General features: G+C 68.3%; 13 protein-coding genes. 9 read left to right on the top strand and 4 right to left on the bottom strand.

Annotated features, from left to right (window positions below):
• Positions 1-437 (bottom strand): maltotransferase domain-containing protein (locus AN216_RS02400; protein WP_139140838.1); only part of this gene is annotated, 437 nt, incomplete at its 3' end.
• A 521-nt stretch (positions 438-958) separates the two neighbouring features.
• On the opposite strand from AN216_RS02400, the gene AN216_RS28535 reads away from it, so the two are divergent.
• The 4 genes from AN216_RS28535 to glgP all read left to right on the top strand — a co-directional run bounded on the left by AN216_RS28535 (position 959) and on the right by glgP (position 6,637).
• A complete protein-coding gene (locus AN216_RS28535; protein ID WP_139140837.1) occupies positions 959-1,210 on the top strand; it encodes a hypothetical protein in 252 nt (83 codons plus the stop codon).
• Entirely contained in the window at positions 1,207-2,988 is a 1,782-nt protein-coding gene (locus AN216_RS26355) for an alpha/beta hydrolase (RefSeq protein WP_079166166.1), read from the top strand. The genes AN216_RS28535 and AN216_RS26355 overlap by 4 nt, the downstream gene beginning before the upstream one ends.
• Positions 2,989-3,083: 95 nt before the next feature.
• The gene (locus AN216_RS26350; protein ID WP_079166165.1) at positions 3,084-3,584 is read left to right on the top strand and encodes a hypothetical protein; all 501 of its coding nucleotides are present in this window, start codon (positions 3,084-3,086) and stop codon (positions 3,582-3,584) included.
• Between the two features lie 254 nt (positions 3,585-3,838).
• Entirely contained in the window at positions 3,839-6,637 is a 2,799-nt protein-coding gene (glgP, locus tag AN216_RS02385) for an alpha-glucan family phosphorylase (protein ID WP_079166164.1), read from the top strand.
• A 71-nt stretch (positions 6,638-6,708) separates the two neighbouring features.
• Here the strand turns inward: glgP and AN216_RS02380 are convergent, their stop codons facing one another.
• From AN216_RS02380 to AN216_RS02370, 3 genes are all read right to left on the bottom strand, one after another.
• Positions 6,709-8,310, bottom strand: coding sequence for a M4 family metallopeptidase (locus tag AN216_RS02380; protein ID WP_070194893.1), 1,602 nt, complete (start codon positions 8,308-8,310; stop codon positions 6,709-6,711).
• 261 nt (positions 8,311-8,571) lie between these two features.
• A complete protein-coding gene (gene glgX, locus AN216_RS02375) occupies positions 8,572-10,857 on the bottom strand; it encodes a glycogen debranching protein GlgX (RefSeq protein WP_070194892.1) in 2,286 nt (761 codons plus the stop codon).
• A 163-nt stretch (positions 10,858-11,020) separates the two neighbouring features.
• Complete coding sequence (locus AN216_RS02370; protein ID WP_070194891.1) at positions 11,021-11,992, bottom strand: CopD family protein; 972 nt, start codon at positions 11,990-11,992, stop codon at positions 11,021-11,023.
• A 183-nt stretch (positions 11,993-12,175) separates the two neighbouring features.
• Here AN216_RS02370 and AN216_RS02365 point away from each other — a divergent pair, with 183 nt between their 5' ends.
• From AN216_RS02365 to AN216_RS02345, 5 genes are all read left to right on the top strand, one after another.
• Positions 12,176-12,943, top strand: a complete 768-nt coding sequence (locus tag AN216_RS02365) for an enoyl-CoA hydratase/isomerase family protein (protein ID WP_070194890.1) — start codon at positions 12,176-12,178, stop codon at positions 12,941-12,943.
• A gap of 168 nt (positions 12,944-13,111) precedes the next feature.
• On the top strand, positions 13,112-13,630 hold the full coding sequence (locus tag AN216_RS02360) for an ATP-binding protein (protein WP_079166163.1): 519 nt from the start codon (positions 13,112-13,114) through the stop codon (positions 13,628-13,630).
• Between the two features lie 86 nt (positions 13,631-13,716).
• Positions 13,717-14,520 (top strand): SAM-dependent methyltransferase, encoded by an 804-nt coding sequence (locus AN216_RS02355; RefSeq protein ID WP_070194889.1) that lies wholly within the window; start codon positions 13,717-13,719, stop codon positions 14,518-14,520.
• A 29-nt stretch (positions 14,521-14,549) separates the two neighbouring features.
• The gene (locus tag AN216_RS29555; RefSeq protein ID WP_212732665.1) at positions 14,550-14,870 is read left to right on the top strand and encodes a hypothetical protein; all 321 of its coding nucleotides are present in this window, start codon (positions 14,550-14,552) and stop codon (positions 14,868-14,870) included.
• A 74-nt stretch (positions 14,871-14,944) separates the two neighbouring features.
• Positions 14,945-15,424: DoxX family protein (locus AN216_RS02345; RefSeq protein ID WP_070194887.1), on the top strand; the 480-nt coding region annotated here is incomplete at its 3' end.

The following is a 15,424-nucleotide window of genomic DNA, read 5'->3' as shown; positions in this document are numbered from 1 at the left end:
AGCGCCTCGGCGGCGGCGAGCACGGCGGCGCGGCCCCCGCTCTTCGGCACCCCGGCGGCGGCCCGCTCGTGCAGCAGCGCGCCCTCGTAGAGGGTGAGTTCGGTGTCCACCTCCGCCGGCACCTTGATCCGCGCGTGCTGGCGCCAGGTGGCCACCGGGTCCGCCCAGGCCTCCACGGTGTACGTCCAGCGGCCCTCGGTGTCGGGCGTGACGTCCGCACCCCAGTGGTCCGTGCCGGGTGCCAGCTCCCGCATCGGCAGCCAGGGTCCGGAACGTCCGGTCGGGTCGCGCAGCACGACGTTGGCACCCACCGCGTCGTCACCCTCGCGAAAGAGGGTGGCGGCCACCTGGAACGTCTCGCCCGCCACGGCCTTGGCGGGCCGCCGCCCGCAGTCGACCAGCGGAGTTACGTCCAGTACGGGAATGCGACCGATCATGGGCTCACCTGAGGGTCCGGATTGGGTGGATATGAGGGTATCCGCTCATTTGTAACGGCTCGGCACATGCCTGTAGCGCTGCGTCCATGGCCACCGGTGCGCGCTCACCCGGCTGGCGGTGCGCCGCTCGCGTAGGTGCGGACCGTCCGTACGGCGATGGGCGGGGCGGCGGGAGCTGCTGGTCTGACAGAGTGTGCGTGTCGCGTTGCTATCTGAGTACGGATACTCATGTACGGCGACCCACCTCGGCGCAGGATGCTCAAGGAGCACGACGGACCGTCATGTGCAGTTTCGAGCGAGGGGGGGGCACAGTGAGCGAGGGCGCACATCCGGACGTGTGGCGGGAACAGCTGGAACTCGCGGAAATGCCCCGGATGGAGGAAGTCTCAGAGCGAGAGGGGACTGCCACCCAGCTCGCCGGTAGCGGCGATGGTGGGGGTTCGGGGCGCCAGGGGAAGTTGCGGCAGAGTTCGGGACCGTGGACGAGCGCGGCTGGTGTCGCTGAGGCACTCGGCACGAGCATGAAGCTGGGCAAGGACGAGTTGGGGACATCACACCAGGGCATCGCGCAAGAAGGTGCCGGGCTCGCAAGTATCACCGCGCTGGACGTCGTCCGAAACTCGTGGGAGCAGCGGCTGGAAGACGCGCGTAAGGAATGTGCGACCTTGGACGGAAAATTGCGCAAGGTCGCTGACGCGCATGGCGAGAACGAGCAGCGAACCAAGGAATCGTTCGAGGCCAAAGACCAGGGCAATGGAAAGGGTCGGCCGTGAGCGGCGGCATCACGTGGAAAGAGCTCAAGGACCTGGACCTCGCGGGAATCGAGGCCGCAGCCGATGGTTGGCGCGAATCGAGCAACCGGGCAAGCGCGGCTCGAGATCGGGTAGACAGCGAGATGACCTCGAAGCTGCGTGACACTCAGGAAGGGGAGGCGGAGAAGGCGGCGTTGCGGCGGCTTCGCAGATTGCGGGATAATTTCCAGTACATCTATGTCGAATGTGGCATGGTGCGCACAGCGCTTGACGGTCTGGCGAAAGAACTCAAGCCGCAGCAGAAGTTGCTGCAGAATGCTCTGGAAGAGGCTGAAAACCTCAAGTTTACTGTGCACCCTGATGGACGTGTCAGCTATCCTTCTGAAGGACAGGAAGTTGACGGAAAAAAGCCCGCGGCAGGATCAGTATCCGGCGCATCCACCTTCCTTTCCGAAATGGAATCTGACACGCGCGCCATCATGGATCGTAATCCCTATAGAGTGCTTGCTCAGGACATCGCTGACCGCATCGCGAAATCATTGAAGCAAGCAGGTGCGGTCGACAGCGAGTACTCGAACGCTATCCAAAAGCTCAAGACAAGGCCCGGCGTTGACGTGAGCGACGCCATGTGGATGGACGCTTACCAAGACTCCACGGCCACACGCAAAGCAGCCGACGGGTACCTGGATAGAGAGGACATTCCGCGTTTCTACAAGACAGAGGAGCGTAAGGAATGGTGGGATGGGCTGAGCAAGGAGGATCGTGAAAGATTCCTCACGCTTTTTCCAGAGGAAATCGGAAATTTGAATGGTATTCCGAGCGAGGTTCGTGATGCGGCGAATCGTACTCACCTACCGATGCTGATGGCGAAATTGGAGAATTCTGACGACGAGCAGGACCAGGCGAAGCTGCAAGGGCTTGAGGCGATCCAGAAGAAGCTTCAGGAGGGCAGTGATCCTCCCATGTATTTGCTGGGTATCGGTGACGAGGGAAACGGTCGGGCTATCGTGAGTTACGGAAACCCGGACACCGCGAAGAACGTGTCGACCTATGTACCGGGAACGGGTGCAGGGCTTGACGAGGCATTTGCGGGTAGCGACCTTCAACGAGCACATGACACAGTTAAGGCTGCACAGAAATATGACCCCTCAAGTGCTTCAATTGCTTGGCTTGGCTATGATGCTCCTCAATTTCCGGCGAATGACTTCTTTGCAAACCTTGATGTTATGAGGGCGGATAAAGCGGAGAATGGAGCAGGTGAGCTTAATGGATTTATGGCAGGTCTTGATACGACTAGTCAGCGCCATGATCCGCATCTCACAGCAATTGGGCACTCATATGGGTCTTTGACTGTTGGGGTTGCTGGTCAACGTGAGGGTGGTATTCCTGGAGCCGATGATATTGTCTTGGTCGGTAGCCCAGGTACGGGTGCCGATAATGCGGAAGAATTGGGAGTTGGAAGAGAGCATGTATTTGTCGGTGCAGCTGAAAACGACCTGGTCACCAAACTGCCAACGAAGGAAGAGGGGGTGGGATATCTATTCGGTGGTTTCGGCGGATATTCGGTTGGTGACTTTATTAGTGATGATGACGATACATGGTTTGGTGCTAATCCGGCTAGTGAGGAATTTGGCGCCAGGAGATTCAAGGTGGAGGATGGGCCAGAGCCGATCCTCAGCGGAGGAGTTCCAGCGCACAGTAACTATTTTGACCCTCAGAAAGATCCGACTGCCACTGCAAATATAGCGGCAATCGTAGCGGATCGTCATGATCTTGTTGTGGAGGACAAGCCGCGATGAGGATTCGAAGTATTTTGAGTGCATTTGTTGTCATGCTACTCGCTGGGTGCAGTGCAATGGACACGTCAGAAAACTCGAAGGGAGCCGAGTCCAATATGAACATGCAGGAAGCTGCGGAGTATGCCGATAAAATCATTAGCGATACATTTTCCGGGGTTGAGCCATCAATAAGCTGGATGCATGGCGAGTCAACTAGTAGTAGTTGTTCAGAATTCAACCGCGACGAAACTGGGGCTGGGTCAGTGACGCGGAGGGCCGTCGTTATGACCGAAATCTCTGCCGAACGGCGTGGAAATTTCTTGGGAGTAGTAGAGCGAAATTGGAAGAAAAGTGGCCATGAAATTACAAGCGTTCGAAGGCATGAGGATAACCCTGCAATTTTTGCTGCCACGCCTGAAGATTTTCGAATGTCGCTGGAAGTGGGGTATAAGGGGCAGGTGTTTGTTGATGTGGTGACTCCTTGCATGAAAAAAAGCGAGGTCTCTTCTCCGCAAACTGAAGCGAATGGTCCGAACTACTCGGGTAAACGGCCGCCAACGCCAAATGTGCATTCCGACTTCTGGTCGGCGAAGACGCCTGTGCAGCCCAGATCCTGAGAGGCCGGCAACTGATTGGCCTGGGCCACCAGGAAAGTGACCGCTTTCCGTAGCCTGCCTGCGGCATGTGGATGCCCCTGGGTGGCAGCGGTGATTCAGTAGGCGTGCCAGAGACGTTTCCTCGGTCGGACCGGTCGGACCCTGGCCGCTCAGGGCGAGCCCGCTCGCGGGCTCGGTGTCGCAGAGGGGTGAAACGGGCCGGGGCTGACTGGGCTTGCACGACCGTATGACATCGAACCGGTACGTTCGGGCGAATGAAGGCAATGCGTCGCTTCTCGGTCCATCCGGCGTTCCCCGAACCGCTTCGTCCGCTCAGCGAACTGGCCGGCAACCTGCGCTGGTCCTGGCACCCCGGCACTCGTGAACTGTTCCGTTCCGCGGACCCCGAGGCATGGGAGGCGGCGGGCGGCGACCCCGTACGCATGCTGGGCTCCGTACCAGCTCGGCGGTTGACGGAGCTGGCGGGCGACCGGCGGTTCCTACGGCGCCTGCACGCGGTGAGTCGGGACCTGCGGGAGTACCTCAACGAACCGCGTTGGTACCAGGGCCTGGGCGCCGGTACGGACAGCGTGCCGCCCGCCGCGGTGGCGTACTTCTCCCCGGAGTTCGGGATCGCCGAGACCCTGCCGCAGTACTCCGGCGGCCTGGGCATCCTGGCCGGTGACCACCTCAAGGCGGCCAGCGACCTGGGTGTCCCGCTGATCGGGGTGGGTCTGCTGTACCGCCGCGGCTACTTCCGGCAGAGCCTGTCCCGGGACGGCTGGCAGCTCGAGCACTACCCGGTCCTCGACCCGCACGAGATGGCCCTGCGGTTGCTGCGCGGCTCGGACGGCAGCCCGCTGCGCCTGACGCTCACGCTGCCCGGCGGTCGGTGCCTGCGGGCACACGTCTGGGAAGCCCGGGTGGGGCGGGTGCCGCTGCTGCTGCTGGACTCCGACGTGGAGGGGAACGCGGGCAGCGAGCGGGAGGTGACCGACCGGTTGTACGGCGGTGGGAGTGAGCACCGTCTGCTGCAGGAGATGCTGCTCGGCATCGGCGGGGTGCGGGCAGTGCGGGCGTACTGCCGGCGCACCGGCCATCCCGAGCCGGAGGTCTTCCACACGAACGAGGGGCACGCCGGTTTCCTCGGCCTCGAGCGCGTCCGCGAACTGACCGCGCTCGGCCACAGCTTCGACGCCGCGCTGGAGTCCGTACGCGCCGGGACGGTGTTCACCACACACACGCCGGTGCCGGCCGGCATCGACCGGTTCGACCGGGAGCTGGTGGCTCGGCACTTCGGGGAGGACGGCGAACTCTCGGGAGTCACCAGCGAACAGGTGCTGCGACTGGGCGCGGAGAGCTATCCCGGAGGCGATCCGCAGGTGTTCAACATGGCCGTGATGGGCTTGCGGCTGGCCCGGCGCGCGAACGGGGTGAGCACCCTGCACGGCACCGTCAGTCGCGAGATGTTCGCCGGCCTGTGGCCGGGCTTCGACGCTACCGAGGTGCCGGTGGACGCCATCACGAACGGCGTGCACGGTCCCACCTGGACGGCACCACAGGTGCCCGCGGACGTCTCGCGGCTCTCCGACGCGGAGCTGTGGGAGCTGCGTCGCGGCCTGCGCGCCGAGTTGGTGACGGACGTACGCGCCCGGCTGCGCGCGGCCGCCCGACAGCGCGGCGCGGCGCTCGCCGAACTCGGCTGGATCGACGGGGTCCTGGACCCGGACGTCCTCACCATCGGATTCGCCCGCCGCGTCCCCTCGTACAAGCGCCTCACCCTGATGCTGCGGGACCCTGAGCGTCTGACCCGGCTGTTGCTGCATCCGGAGCGGCCGGTGCAGGTCGTCGTCGCGGGCAAGGCGCACCCGGCCGACGACGGCGGGAAGGCCCTGATCCAGCAGTTGGTGCGGTTCGCGGACGACCCTCGGGTACGACACCGGATCGTCTTCCTCCCGGACCACGACATGGGCATGGCCCAGAAGCTCTGCCCCGGCTGCGACGTGTGGCTGAACAATCCGCTGCGCCCGCTCGAGGCGTGCGGGACCTCGGGCATGAAGGCGGCGCTGAACGGCGGACTGAACCTGTCCGTACGGGACGGGTGGTGGGACGAGTGGTTCCAGCCGGACTTCGGCTGGTCGGTGCCGACCGCGGACGGCGAGGCGGCGCTCGACGCGGACCGGCGGGACGACATCGAGGCCGCGGCGCTCTACGAGCTGATCGAGGCCCATGTGGCACCACGCTTCTACGACCGGGGTGACCGGGGTGACCGTGGCGAGGAGGGTACGGGCGCGCGGAACGGTTCCACCGGGCGCTCCGGCGCCGGTGGCCGAGGCGGGGTGCCCGGGCTCCCCGGCGTGCCCGCCCGCGTCGGCACGCGGCTCTCCGGCGGCCAACTGCCGGTCCGCTGGATCGAGATGGTGCGGCAGACGATGGGCCGGCTCGGCCCGAAGGTGCAGGCGGGCCGGATGCTGCGGGAGTACGTGGAACGGCTCTACACCCCGGCCGCCCTCGCCCACCGGCGCCTGGACGCCACCGTGGCCGGAGAACTGGCCGAGTGGAAGGCGAGGGTGCGAGCGCACTGGCCGACGGTGGTCGTCGACCACGTGGAACAGGCCGGATCAGGATCGGCTGTGCTGGAGTTGGGTGGCTCGCTGACCCTGCGCGTACGCGTCCTGTTGGGGGAACTCCATCCGGGAGAGGTGGAGGTACAGGTGGTGGCGGGGCGGGTGGACGAGTCGGACACGATCATCAGCGGGGACGCCGTACGGGTGCCGCTGCGCCCCGGGGAGAGCCGGGACCCGGAGGGGCGGTGGGTGTACGAGGGGCCGCTGGCGCTCGACCGCTCGGGGCCGTTCGGCTACACGGTCCGCGTCGTGCCCGCGCATCCCCTGCTGGCCGGTCCCGCGGAGATGGGGCTGGCCGCGACCCCACCGGACGGTCTGCTCTGGCCGGGCGGCACCGACAGCGTGGACCGTGCGGGCGGCGTGGCCAGCACGGACGGCTCCGCCGGTCCGGCGCGGTCGGAGGGCGGACATCCGCTGGCGCCGGAGCCGGCGGAACTCAGCGGCTGAACGCGACCGTGCCGCCGTGCGCGGCCCCATGGGAGCAGCGCACGACGGCACCGTGGTGGCGGGGGTGCGGCTCAGGACACCTTGACGGCGGTCCAGGCGGCCTCGACCGTCTTGACCTCCTCGCTGTCCGCGCCGTACAGCCCGGTGGCCGCGGTGACGGTGGCCTTGCGGGCGTCGGCGTAGTCGGTGTTGGAGGTCATCTCCTCGGTCAGGGCCTTGAACCAGATCTGCTCGGCCTTCTGCTGCCCGATGCCCTTGATGGTCGAGCCGTCGGCGGTCGGCGAGTCGTACTGCACGCCGTTCACCTCCTGCTTGCCGCTGCCCACGGCCAGCAGGAAGAAGAAGTGGTTCGCGATGCCGGAGGAGTGGTGGACGTCCTCGTTGCCGGCGCTCTCCGACCAGTAGTCCAGCGAGGAGCCGTCCTTGCTGGGCTCGTCCATGTAACGCAGCGGGGTTCCGTCGCCGTTGAGGTCGATCTCCTCACCGACGAAGTAGTCCGCGACGTCCTCCTTGTTCTCGGCGCTGAACTCGACGCCGGCCGCCAGGATGTCGGAGGTGGCCTCGTTCAGCCCGCCGGACTCGCCGGAGTAGATGAGACCGGCGGTGGCCGAGGTGACGCCGTGCGTCATCTCGTGTGCCGCGACGTCGATGGAGGTCAGCGGGTGTTCGTTGTTCTCGCCGTCGCCGTAGGTCATGCAGAAGCAGGAGTCCTGCCAGAAGGCGTTGGCGTAGTTGTCGCCGTAGTGCACCCGGCTCGTGGCACCCTCGCCGTCACCGCGGATGCCGTCACGCTTGTGTACGTTCTTGTAGTAGTCCCAGGTCAGCGCCGCTCCGTAGTGCGCGTCCACGCCCGCGGTCTGCGGGTCGGCCGGCGTGCCGTCGCCCCACTTGTCGTCCTCGTCGGTGAAGACCTCTCCGCCGCTCTCGCCGTTGTTGAGGTTGACCGTCTCGTGACCGCCGCGGTCGCCGTCGGTCAGGGTGTACTTGCCCTCGGAACCGGAGGTGGTCAGCTCGACGCTGCCGCTGTACTGGCTCTCCCCGGTGCCGTTGCGCACGGCCTGGTACTCGTACAGCTTCTCGCCGGTCTTCGCGTCCGTGATCACGTGCAGCTCGTTGGGGGTGCCGTCGTCCTGCTTCCCGCCGACGACCGTCTCCCAGGCCAGGGTCGGCTTGCCCTTGGCCGCCCAGACGACCTCGCGCGGCGCCTTGCTGTCCTTGGCCTTGGGGGTGGTGGGCTTGTGTTCCGCGCTGGCCTCGGTGCTGGCCAGTTTGATCTCGGCCTTGGTGGACTTGCTGACCCGCTGGATCTTGCCGGACTTCGACTCGTGCACGACCAGGTCGCCGCCGAGTACGGGCAGGCTGTCGTACGTACGGGCGTACCGGGTGTGGGTGGTGCCGTCCTGGTTCCGGACGAGGTCCTTGACCTCGAGCTGCTCCTTCTCACCGAGCCCGAGCTGCTTCGCGGTGGCGGCCTTCGCGTCCTTCGTGTCGGCGGCCTTGACCAGCTTGGTGTGCTCGGCGGCGGAGATCTCGGCCGGTAGCGCGCCGGCGTTCACGGTGTTCTCATCGCCGGGTGCGGAGGCACCCGCGGTACCGGCCGTGACGCCCGCTGCCACCAGGGCGGCGGCGGCAGCGAACGCGGATATGCGGTGCTTCTTGCTGAGCGTTCTCACTCGGTCTCTCCTCTGTGTGGGGGCCGGACGCCGTGGTGTGGGGCGGCGCCCGTACAGAACTGAGGTGCGCGTGCCAGCACTTGTGCACCGTGCTGTGGTGCGTCGGCAGCCTGCCACTGAGGGCGCGTACATGTCATTAGGGCAGGCGAACTTCTTGGTGCCCAGCCGGAAATCGTTACGGGGTGTCCGGATAGCGGGCGATGCGCCGCGCGCGTGTCACTCGGGGCGCGGCGGTCGCGGGCAGTACCTGGGAGGGCGCGGTCACCCGCCCGTCCCGGGCTGTGATCGCCCGCCCGTCCCGGGCTGGGGAAACGCCCTCAGCAGCAGCACGGCGCGTTCCGGCACCGCCAGGTCCTCGCCTGCGGCGTGTACGGTACGGGGCTGGACGGACTGGTCCTCCCGCGCGGTGTCCAGCACCAGCTCGTAGTGCCTGGCCCAGGGCTGCCCGGGAAGCGGGAAAGTGCCCGGCTTGGCGCCCGAGTGCAGCACGCACAGGAAGCTGTCGTCCGTCACCGGCCGGCCACGCGCGTCCCGTTGGGGGATGCCGCGCCCGGACAGGAACATCGCGAGGGTGTCGCTCGGCGTGTACCAGTCGTCCTCCGCCATCTCCGTACCGTCCGCCCCGAACCAGGCGAGATCCCGCAGTCCCTCGGGGCCGTGCGCCCATCCGGAGAAGAAGGTCTTACGCCGCAGCACCGGATGGTTCCGACGCAGCTTCAACAGCCGCGCGGTCAGCTCGAACAGTCCGTGCCAGGCCGGTTCGTCGCGCAGCGACCAGTCGAGCCAGCTGATCTCGTTGTCCTGGCAGTAGGCGTTGTTGTTGCCGCCCTGGGTGCGCCCCATCTCGTCGCCCGCGACCAGCATCGGGACCCCCGCGGACAGCAGCAGGGTGGTGAGCAGGTTGCGCAGTTGACGCGCGCGCAGCTCGGTCACGGCGGTGTCGATGTCCGGAGGGTCGCCCTCCACTCCGCAGTTCCAGGACCGGTTGTCGGAGGTGCCGTCCTGGTTGTCCTCGCCGTTCGCCTCGTTGTGCTTGCGCTCGTAGCTGACCAGGTCCCTCAGGGTGAAGCCGTCGTGCGCGGTGATGAAGTTGACCGAGGCGTACGGTCGTCGGCCACCCCAGGCGTACAGGTCGCTGGAACCGGACAGCCGGTAGCCGAGGTCCCGTACGTCCGGCAGCGCACCCCGCCAGAAGTCGCGCACGGTGTCCCGGTAGCGGTCGTTCCACTCGGTCCAGAGCGGCGGGAAGGCCCCCACCTGATAGCCGCCGTTGCCGACGTCCCAGGGCTCGGCGATCAGCTTGACCCGACGGAGCACCGGATCCTGCGCGATGACGGCTAGGAAGGGCGAGAGCATGTCGACGTCGTGCATCGACCGGGCCAGCGCGGCGGCCAGGTCGAAGCGGAAGCCGTCCACGCCCATCTCCTGGACCCAGTAACGGAGCGAGTCGGTCAACAGCCGGAGGGTCTGCGGCTGCACCACGTCCAGGGTGTTGCCGCAGCCGGTGTAGTCGGCGTACCGGCGGGGGTCGCCGCCGGCGCGGTAGTAGCCGTGGTTGTCGATGCCGCGGAGGGAGAGTGTCGGGCCCAGTTCGCCCGCCTCGGCGGTGTGGTTGTAGACCACGTCCAGGATGACCTCGATGCCGGCGGCGTGCAGCGCGCGGACCATCTGTTTGAACTCGCCCACCTGCTGGCCGCGGGTGCCGTGCGCGGCGTACGCGGCGTGCGGGGCGAAGTAGCCGATGGAGTTGTAGCCCCAGTAGTTGCGCAGGCCACGCCGCAGCAGGTGGTCCTCGTGCGCGAACTGGTGTACCGGAAGCAGCTCGACCGCGGTCACGCCCAGCCGGGTCAGGTGGGACACCGCGGCCGGGTGGGCGAGTCCGGAGTACGTGCCGCGCAGCGGCTCCGGGATGTCCGGGTGCCGCTTGGTGAAGCCGCGCACGTGCAGCTCGTAGACGACCGAGTCGGCCCACGGCGTCTTCGGCCGACGGTCGTCGACCCAGGTGTCCCGGTCGTCCACGACGACACCTTTGGGGACGTGCGGCGCCGAGTCGCGCTCGTCGCGCACGGTGTCGGCGAGTTCCTGTTCCGGCCAGTCGCGGACGTGCCCGTACACCTCCGCAGGCAGGGTGAACTCGCCGTCCACGGCCCGGGCGTACGGGTCGAGCAGCAGCTTGGCCGGGTTCCAGCGAGCGCCGGTCCACGGGTCCCAGCGGCCGTACACCCGGTAGCCGTAGCGACGTCCCGGCGCGACGCCGGGCAGGAAGCCGTGCCAGATCTCGTGGGTGAGTTCGGTGAGCCGGCAGCGGACCTCCACCTCGGCCTCGTCGAACAGGCACACCTCCACCGCTTCGGCCCCGGCCGCCCACAGGGCGAAGTTGGTGCCGCGGACACCGTCCGGGCCGACGTGGTGGCGCGCGCCCAGCGGCTGCGGGCTGCCCGGCCATACGGTGCCTTCGGGTGGGTCCGGTCGTTGCGACACGTGCGGGGCCTCCGTGACTCGTTCGCTTCGATGGCCCGCCGCAGGGCGTGGCCGTGTGCGATGCATGCCACACGGGACGTGCGCCGGTGCGTTCACGCGTACGGAAGGAGCCGTACGAGGGACCCGGAACTGGTATCGAGCGGTGACACACGTGGCGGCGACCACGCGACGGTGGTGTTCACCGCGAGGCCCGAGAGTTCCGCCAAACGGGGGCGCGACGGTCTGGCGACTATTTGGGCAGCGGCATCACGGTGAGCAGCGCGGAGACCACCATCACCGCGACCAGCACGAGCGACTCGGTCCTGGCCGGCCCGGACACCCCGGCCGGGTCCCGGTCCGCCGCCAGGTGCCGACGGGCCGCCAGCGCGAGCGCGCTCACCACACCGAACAGCGTCAGCTTGACGAGCAGCGTCTGGCCGTACGCGGTGTCGAACACGGCGTTCAGCGGCAGTCGGCGCAGGGTGCTCAGGGTGCCGGTGACCACCACCGCGCCGAACGCCGCCGCCGCCAGCCGGGTGTAGCGGCCCATCAGCGCGCGTGCCGGCGCCGCTCGGTGCCGCCACATCCGCCAGGTCCTTAGCACGTACACCAGGCCGCCCACCCACAGTGCCGCGGCGGTGAGGTGGACGAAGGTCAGCAGGGAACCGAGCAGCGGGGTGTTGTCCTCGGGGTGTGCGCGCAGAGCCTCGGCCAGGACCACCAGGGACAGCGGAAGAGCGGCCCAGCCACGGCGTTTGGTGCCGATGCAGAGCGCGGCGAGCAGGAAGCCGTTGGCCGCCAGGTGGGCCAGGGCGCCGGTCCGGGTGCCGTACGCCTCGAAGCGGTCCGCACCTCCGGCGCTGCCGATCCAGCCGCCGTTGTCCAGCCACAGGATCTGCGCCTCCGCACAGACCACGCCGACCACCGCGGTCACCGTCGCCCAGCTGCGCGGCAGGAGGGCCGGGCCGTCGGGCACGGACTGGGCCATCCGCGCCCCGGCCAGTTCGCCCAGCAGCACGGCGAGGCAGAGGAAGAGCCCCGTCCGCAGCAGTGCGGCCGACCCCGCTCCGGGCGCCTGGAGTTCGCCGGTGAGGGCGGTCGCCATCGCGGGCCCGTACAACGCGGTGAGCGCGCCGGTCGCCACCAGCGACCAGATCAGTACGGTACGGCGGGGGGATCTCGGGCGGGCATGTCTGGCGGGGTGGTCGGAAGCGGTCACCATGTGATCATCCTCGGACCAGGAAGAAACTCGCAAGGCTATAGGTCATATCAGGAGACCAATGGGCTTCTGTCCGGAGACTCCTGGCAAGTCGTACGATTCGACGGCCCTGCGAACCGGAGCGTGAGCCGCCCGGTCTGCCCGCCCGGTCTGCCCAGCCCGGTGAACGGCGGCTAACCTGCACCCATGACTGTGAACCTCGAAGTCGCCGACGGCGTCGGCACTCTCCGGCTCGACCGTCCGCCGATGAACGCCCTGGACATCGCCATGCAGGACCGGCTCCGCGAGCTCGCGGACGAGGTCGCGGGTCGGGACGACGTACGGGCCGTGGTGCTGTACGGCGGCGAGAAGGTCTTCGCGGCCGGCGCGGACATCAAGGAGATGCAGCGCATGGACCATGCCGCGATGGTCGCCCGCTCCGGCGGACTGCAGGACGCGTTCACCGCGGTCGCGCGGATTCCCAAGCCGGTGGTGGCGGCCGTCACCGGTTACGCCCTCGGCGGCGGCTGTGAGCTGGCACTCTGCACGGACATCCGGATCGCGGGCGAGCGCGCCAAGTTCGGCCAGCCGGAGATCCTGCTCGGCCTCATCCCGGGTGCCGGCGGCACTCAGCGGCTGCCCAGGCTGGTCGGGCCGGCGAAGGCGAAGGACATCATCTTCACCGGCCGGCACGTACCAGCCGACGAGGCGCTGATGATCGGGTTGGCGGACCGGGTGGTGCCGGACGACGAGGTGTACGCGCAGGCACACGCCTGGGCGGCCGGCCTGGCGGCCGGGCCCGCGATGGCTCTGCGTGCCGCCAAGGAGTCGGTGGACCAGGGCTTGGAGGCGGGCATCGAGACCGGGCTGACGGTCGAACGCAACTGGTTCTCCGGGCTGTTCGCGACCGAGGACCGGGAGACTGGGATGCGCAGCTTCGTCGAGGAGGGACCGGGGAAGGCCCGATTCCGCTGAGGCGGCCGCGCCGGCCCCCGGTACCTCGGCTCCCCAGCGGGCGTAGGGCCACGGAACCGCGTCGCACGAGTCGAGCCCGGGCCCGCTCCGTTCGGCACGGTCGGCTGCGGTCGGCTGGGATCGGCCGAAACCCGCCCCCGGTACGCGCTCCGGGGCCATGATGGTGCGATGGCGGCAGAGCGAGAGGTGCCCGGCCCGGCGATCGTGCCGAGCGGACGCGGACGGGGGGCGGGTTTCGGTACCGGTGTCGGCGGCCCGTCGTCGAGCGGCGTACTGCGGCTGACGGGCGACCCGACCGCTCACGAGGTGCGGTTGCCCAACCGACCGGAGTCCGCCGCCACCGCCCGCCAGCTCACCCGGGCGGTGTTCCAGACGCACTGGCCCGGCTCGCGGTCCGCGGAGAACGCGGTGCTGCTGGTCTCCGAGCTGGTGGGCAATGCCGTACGACACACCGGGGCGCATCTGATCGGGCTGCGGATGGAACGCCGCGCGGCCTCGATCCGGATCGAGGTCCGCGATCCCTCGCGTGGTCTGCCCTGCCTGTTGCCGGTGGAGGAACTGGACACCAGCGGTCGCGGACTCTTCCTGGTCGACATGCTCTCCGACCGGTGGGGAGTCGATCCGTTGCCGCGAGGCAAGGCCACCTGGTTCGAGATACGGACGGCGGAGCGCCCCCGTGGCCGGTGACAACGCCCCGACAACTTGCGATGCTGGTCCAACATCAGTCGCCCCGTGAGGCGGGGGCGACCACCAGGCCGGAAGGAAACGCGAAGGTGCACGAGGGTTCCGCGGCTTTGGGAGACGCCCGGCCACATCCAGCACGTGTCTACGACTGTCTGCTCGAAGGCAAGGACAACTACCTCGCGGACCAGGAGGTGGCGGAGGAACTCGCCGCGCGCTGGCCGGAGATCCAACAGGGCGTCCGCGAGAACCGTCGATGGATGCACCGCGCCGTGCGGTACCTGGCGCGGGAGGCCGGGATACGCCAGTTCCTGGACATCGGTACCGGCATCCCCACCCGCCCCAACCTGCACGAGGTGGCGCAGGAAGTGGAGCCCACCGCCCGGGTGGCGTACGTGGACAACGACCCCTTGGTGCTCAACCACGCCGAGGCGCTGCTCACCCCGCTGACCGAGCAGGGTCGTACGATTTACCTGCAGGCGGATCTCCGGCAACCCGGACGAATCCTCGCCTCCGAACGGCTGAACGCCCTGCTGGACCTGCGCGAGCCGGTGGGGCTCACCCTGGTGGCGATCCTGCATTTCCTGGAGGAGAGCGAGCGTCCGGAGGCCATCCTCGAGGAGTTGGTGGCCGCGCTGCCGTCCGGCTCGTACGTCGCCCTCTCGCACGCCTGCGGGGACGCCGCACCGGCCAGTGCGAAGGATGCCGCCGCCTTCTACCGGGAACGTGAGGTGTCCGCCCCGGTGGTGCCGCGCAGCGAGGCCCGGATCAACGGTTTCTTCGCCGGCCTGGAACTCCTGGAGCCGGGCGTCGTTCCGGTGTCCCAGTGGCACCCGGACGGACCGGACCTGCCGGAAGCGGTGTGGTTCTACGGCGGGGTGGCCCGGAAGCCGTAGCGGCGCCGCCCCGTGGCGGCTGGGACNACGTGGACGCGATCACCACCCTGCCCCCGGGCGCGCACTGGCTCATGTCCAGCACCGACTGTCCGTACCAGGCGTTCCGGGTCGGCACCTCGGCGTGGGGCGTGCAGTTCCACCCGGAGATCACCCCGGCACGACTCCGGGACTGGGACCCGGCGCGCCTCCACCGGCTCGGCTTCGCGCCGGACGAGGTCAGCCGTACGGCGCAGCGGAACGAATCGGCCGCGGACCCGGTGTGGCGCACCGTCGCGCACCGCTTCGCCGCTGTCGTACGGGCGGGCGGGGCCCCGTCCGGGACCGGGCGCCCGGAGAACGCCGCGGGGTGAACATGCGCCCTGCTGGGTACCCCGGCAGAGTTCCGGGTAACGACCCTCCCCGTGCGACGTGAAAGGTGCGTGTCATGATTCTCCGTCGCATCGCCCGCCCGATGCTGGGTGCGACCTTCGTCTTCGGTGGCATCAACGCCCTGCGGTACTGCGAGCAGCACGCCCAGGCAGCCGAGCCGCTGCTGGACCGCACCCTCCGTAAGCAGTCCGAGAAGCTCCCCGAAGGCACCCCCACCGACGCCGAGTCCCTGATCCGGATCGACGCGGCGGTGAAGATCGTCGCTGGTACCGCCCTGGCTCTGGGCGCCTTCCCCCGGGTGTCCGCCGCGCTGCTGATCGGCAGCCTGGTGCCCACCACGGCGGCCGGGCATCCGTTCTGGGAGCAGGAGGACTCGGCCGCTCGGCAGCAGGAGCTGGCGCACTTCCTCAAGAACGCCGGACTGGCGGGCGGACTGCTGCTGGCGGTGGTGGACACCGAGGGCAAGCCCTCGGTCGGCTGGCGCGCCCGGCAGACCGTTCGTGCGACGAGCCAGCAGGTGAGCGGCGCCGGCCGC

Origin of the sequence: Streptomyces oceani (genome assembly GCF_001751245.1) — a bacterium.
Taxonomy (GTDB): domain Bacteria; phylum Actinomycetota; class Actinomycetes; order Streptomycetales; family Streptomycetaceae; genus Streptomyces; species Streptomyces oceani.
This window is presented reverse-complemented; position numbering and strand designations above follow the sequence as displayed.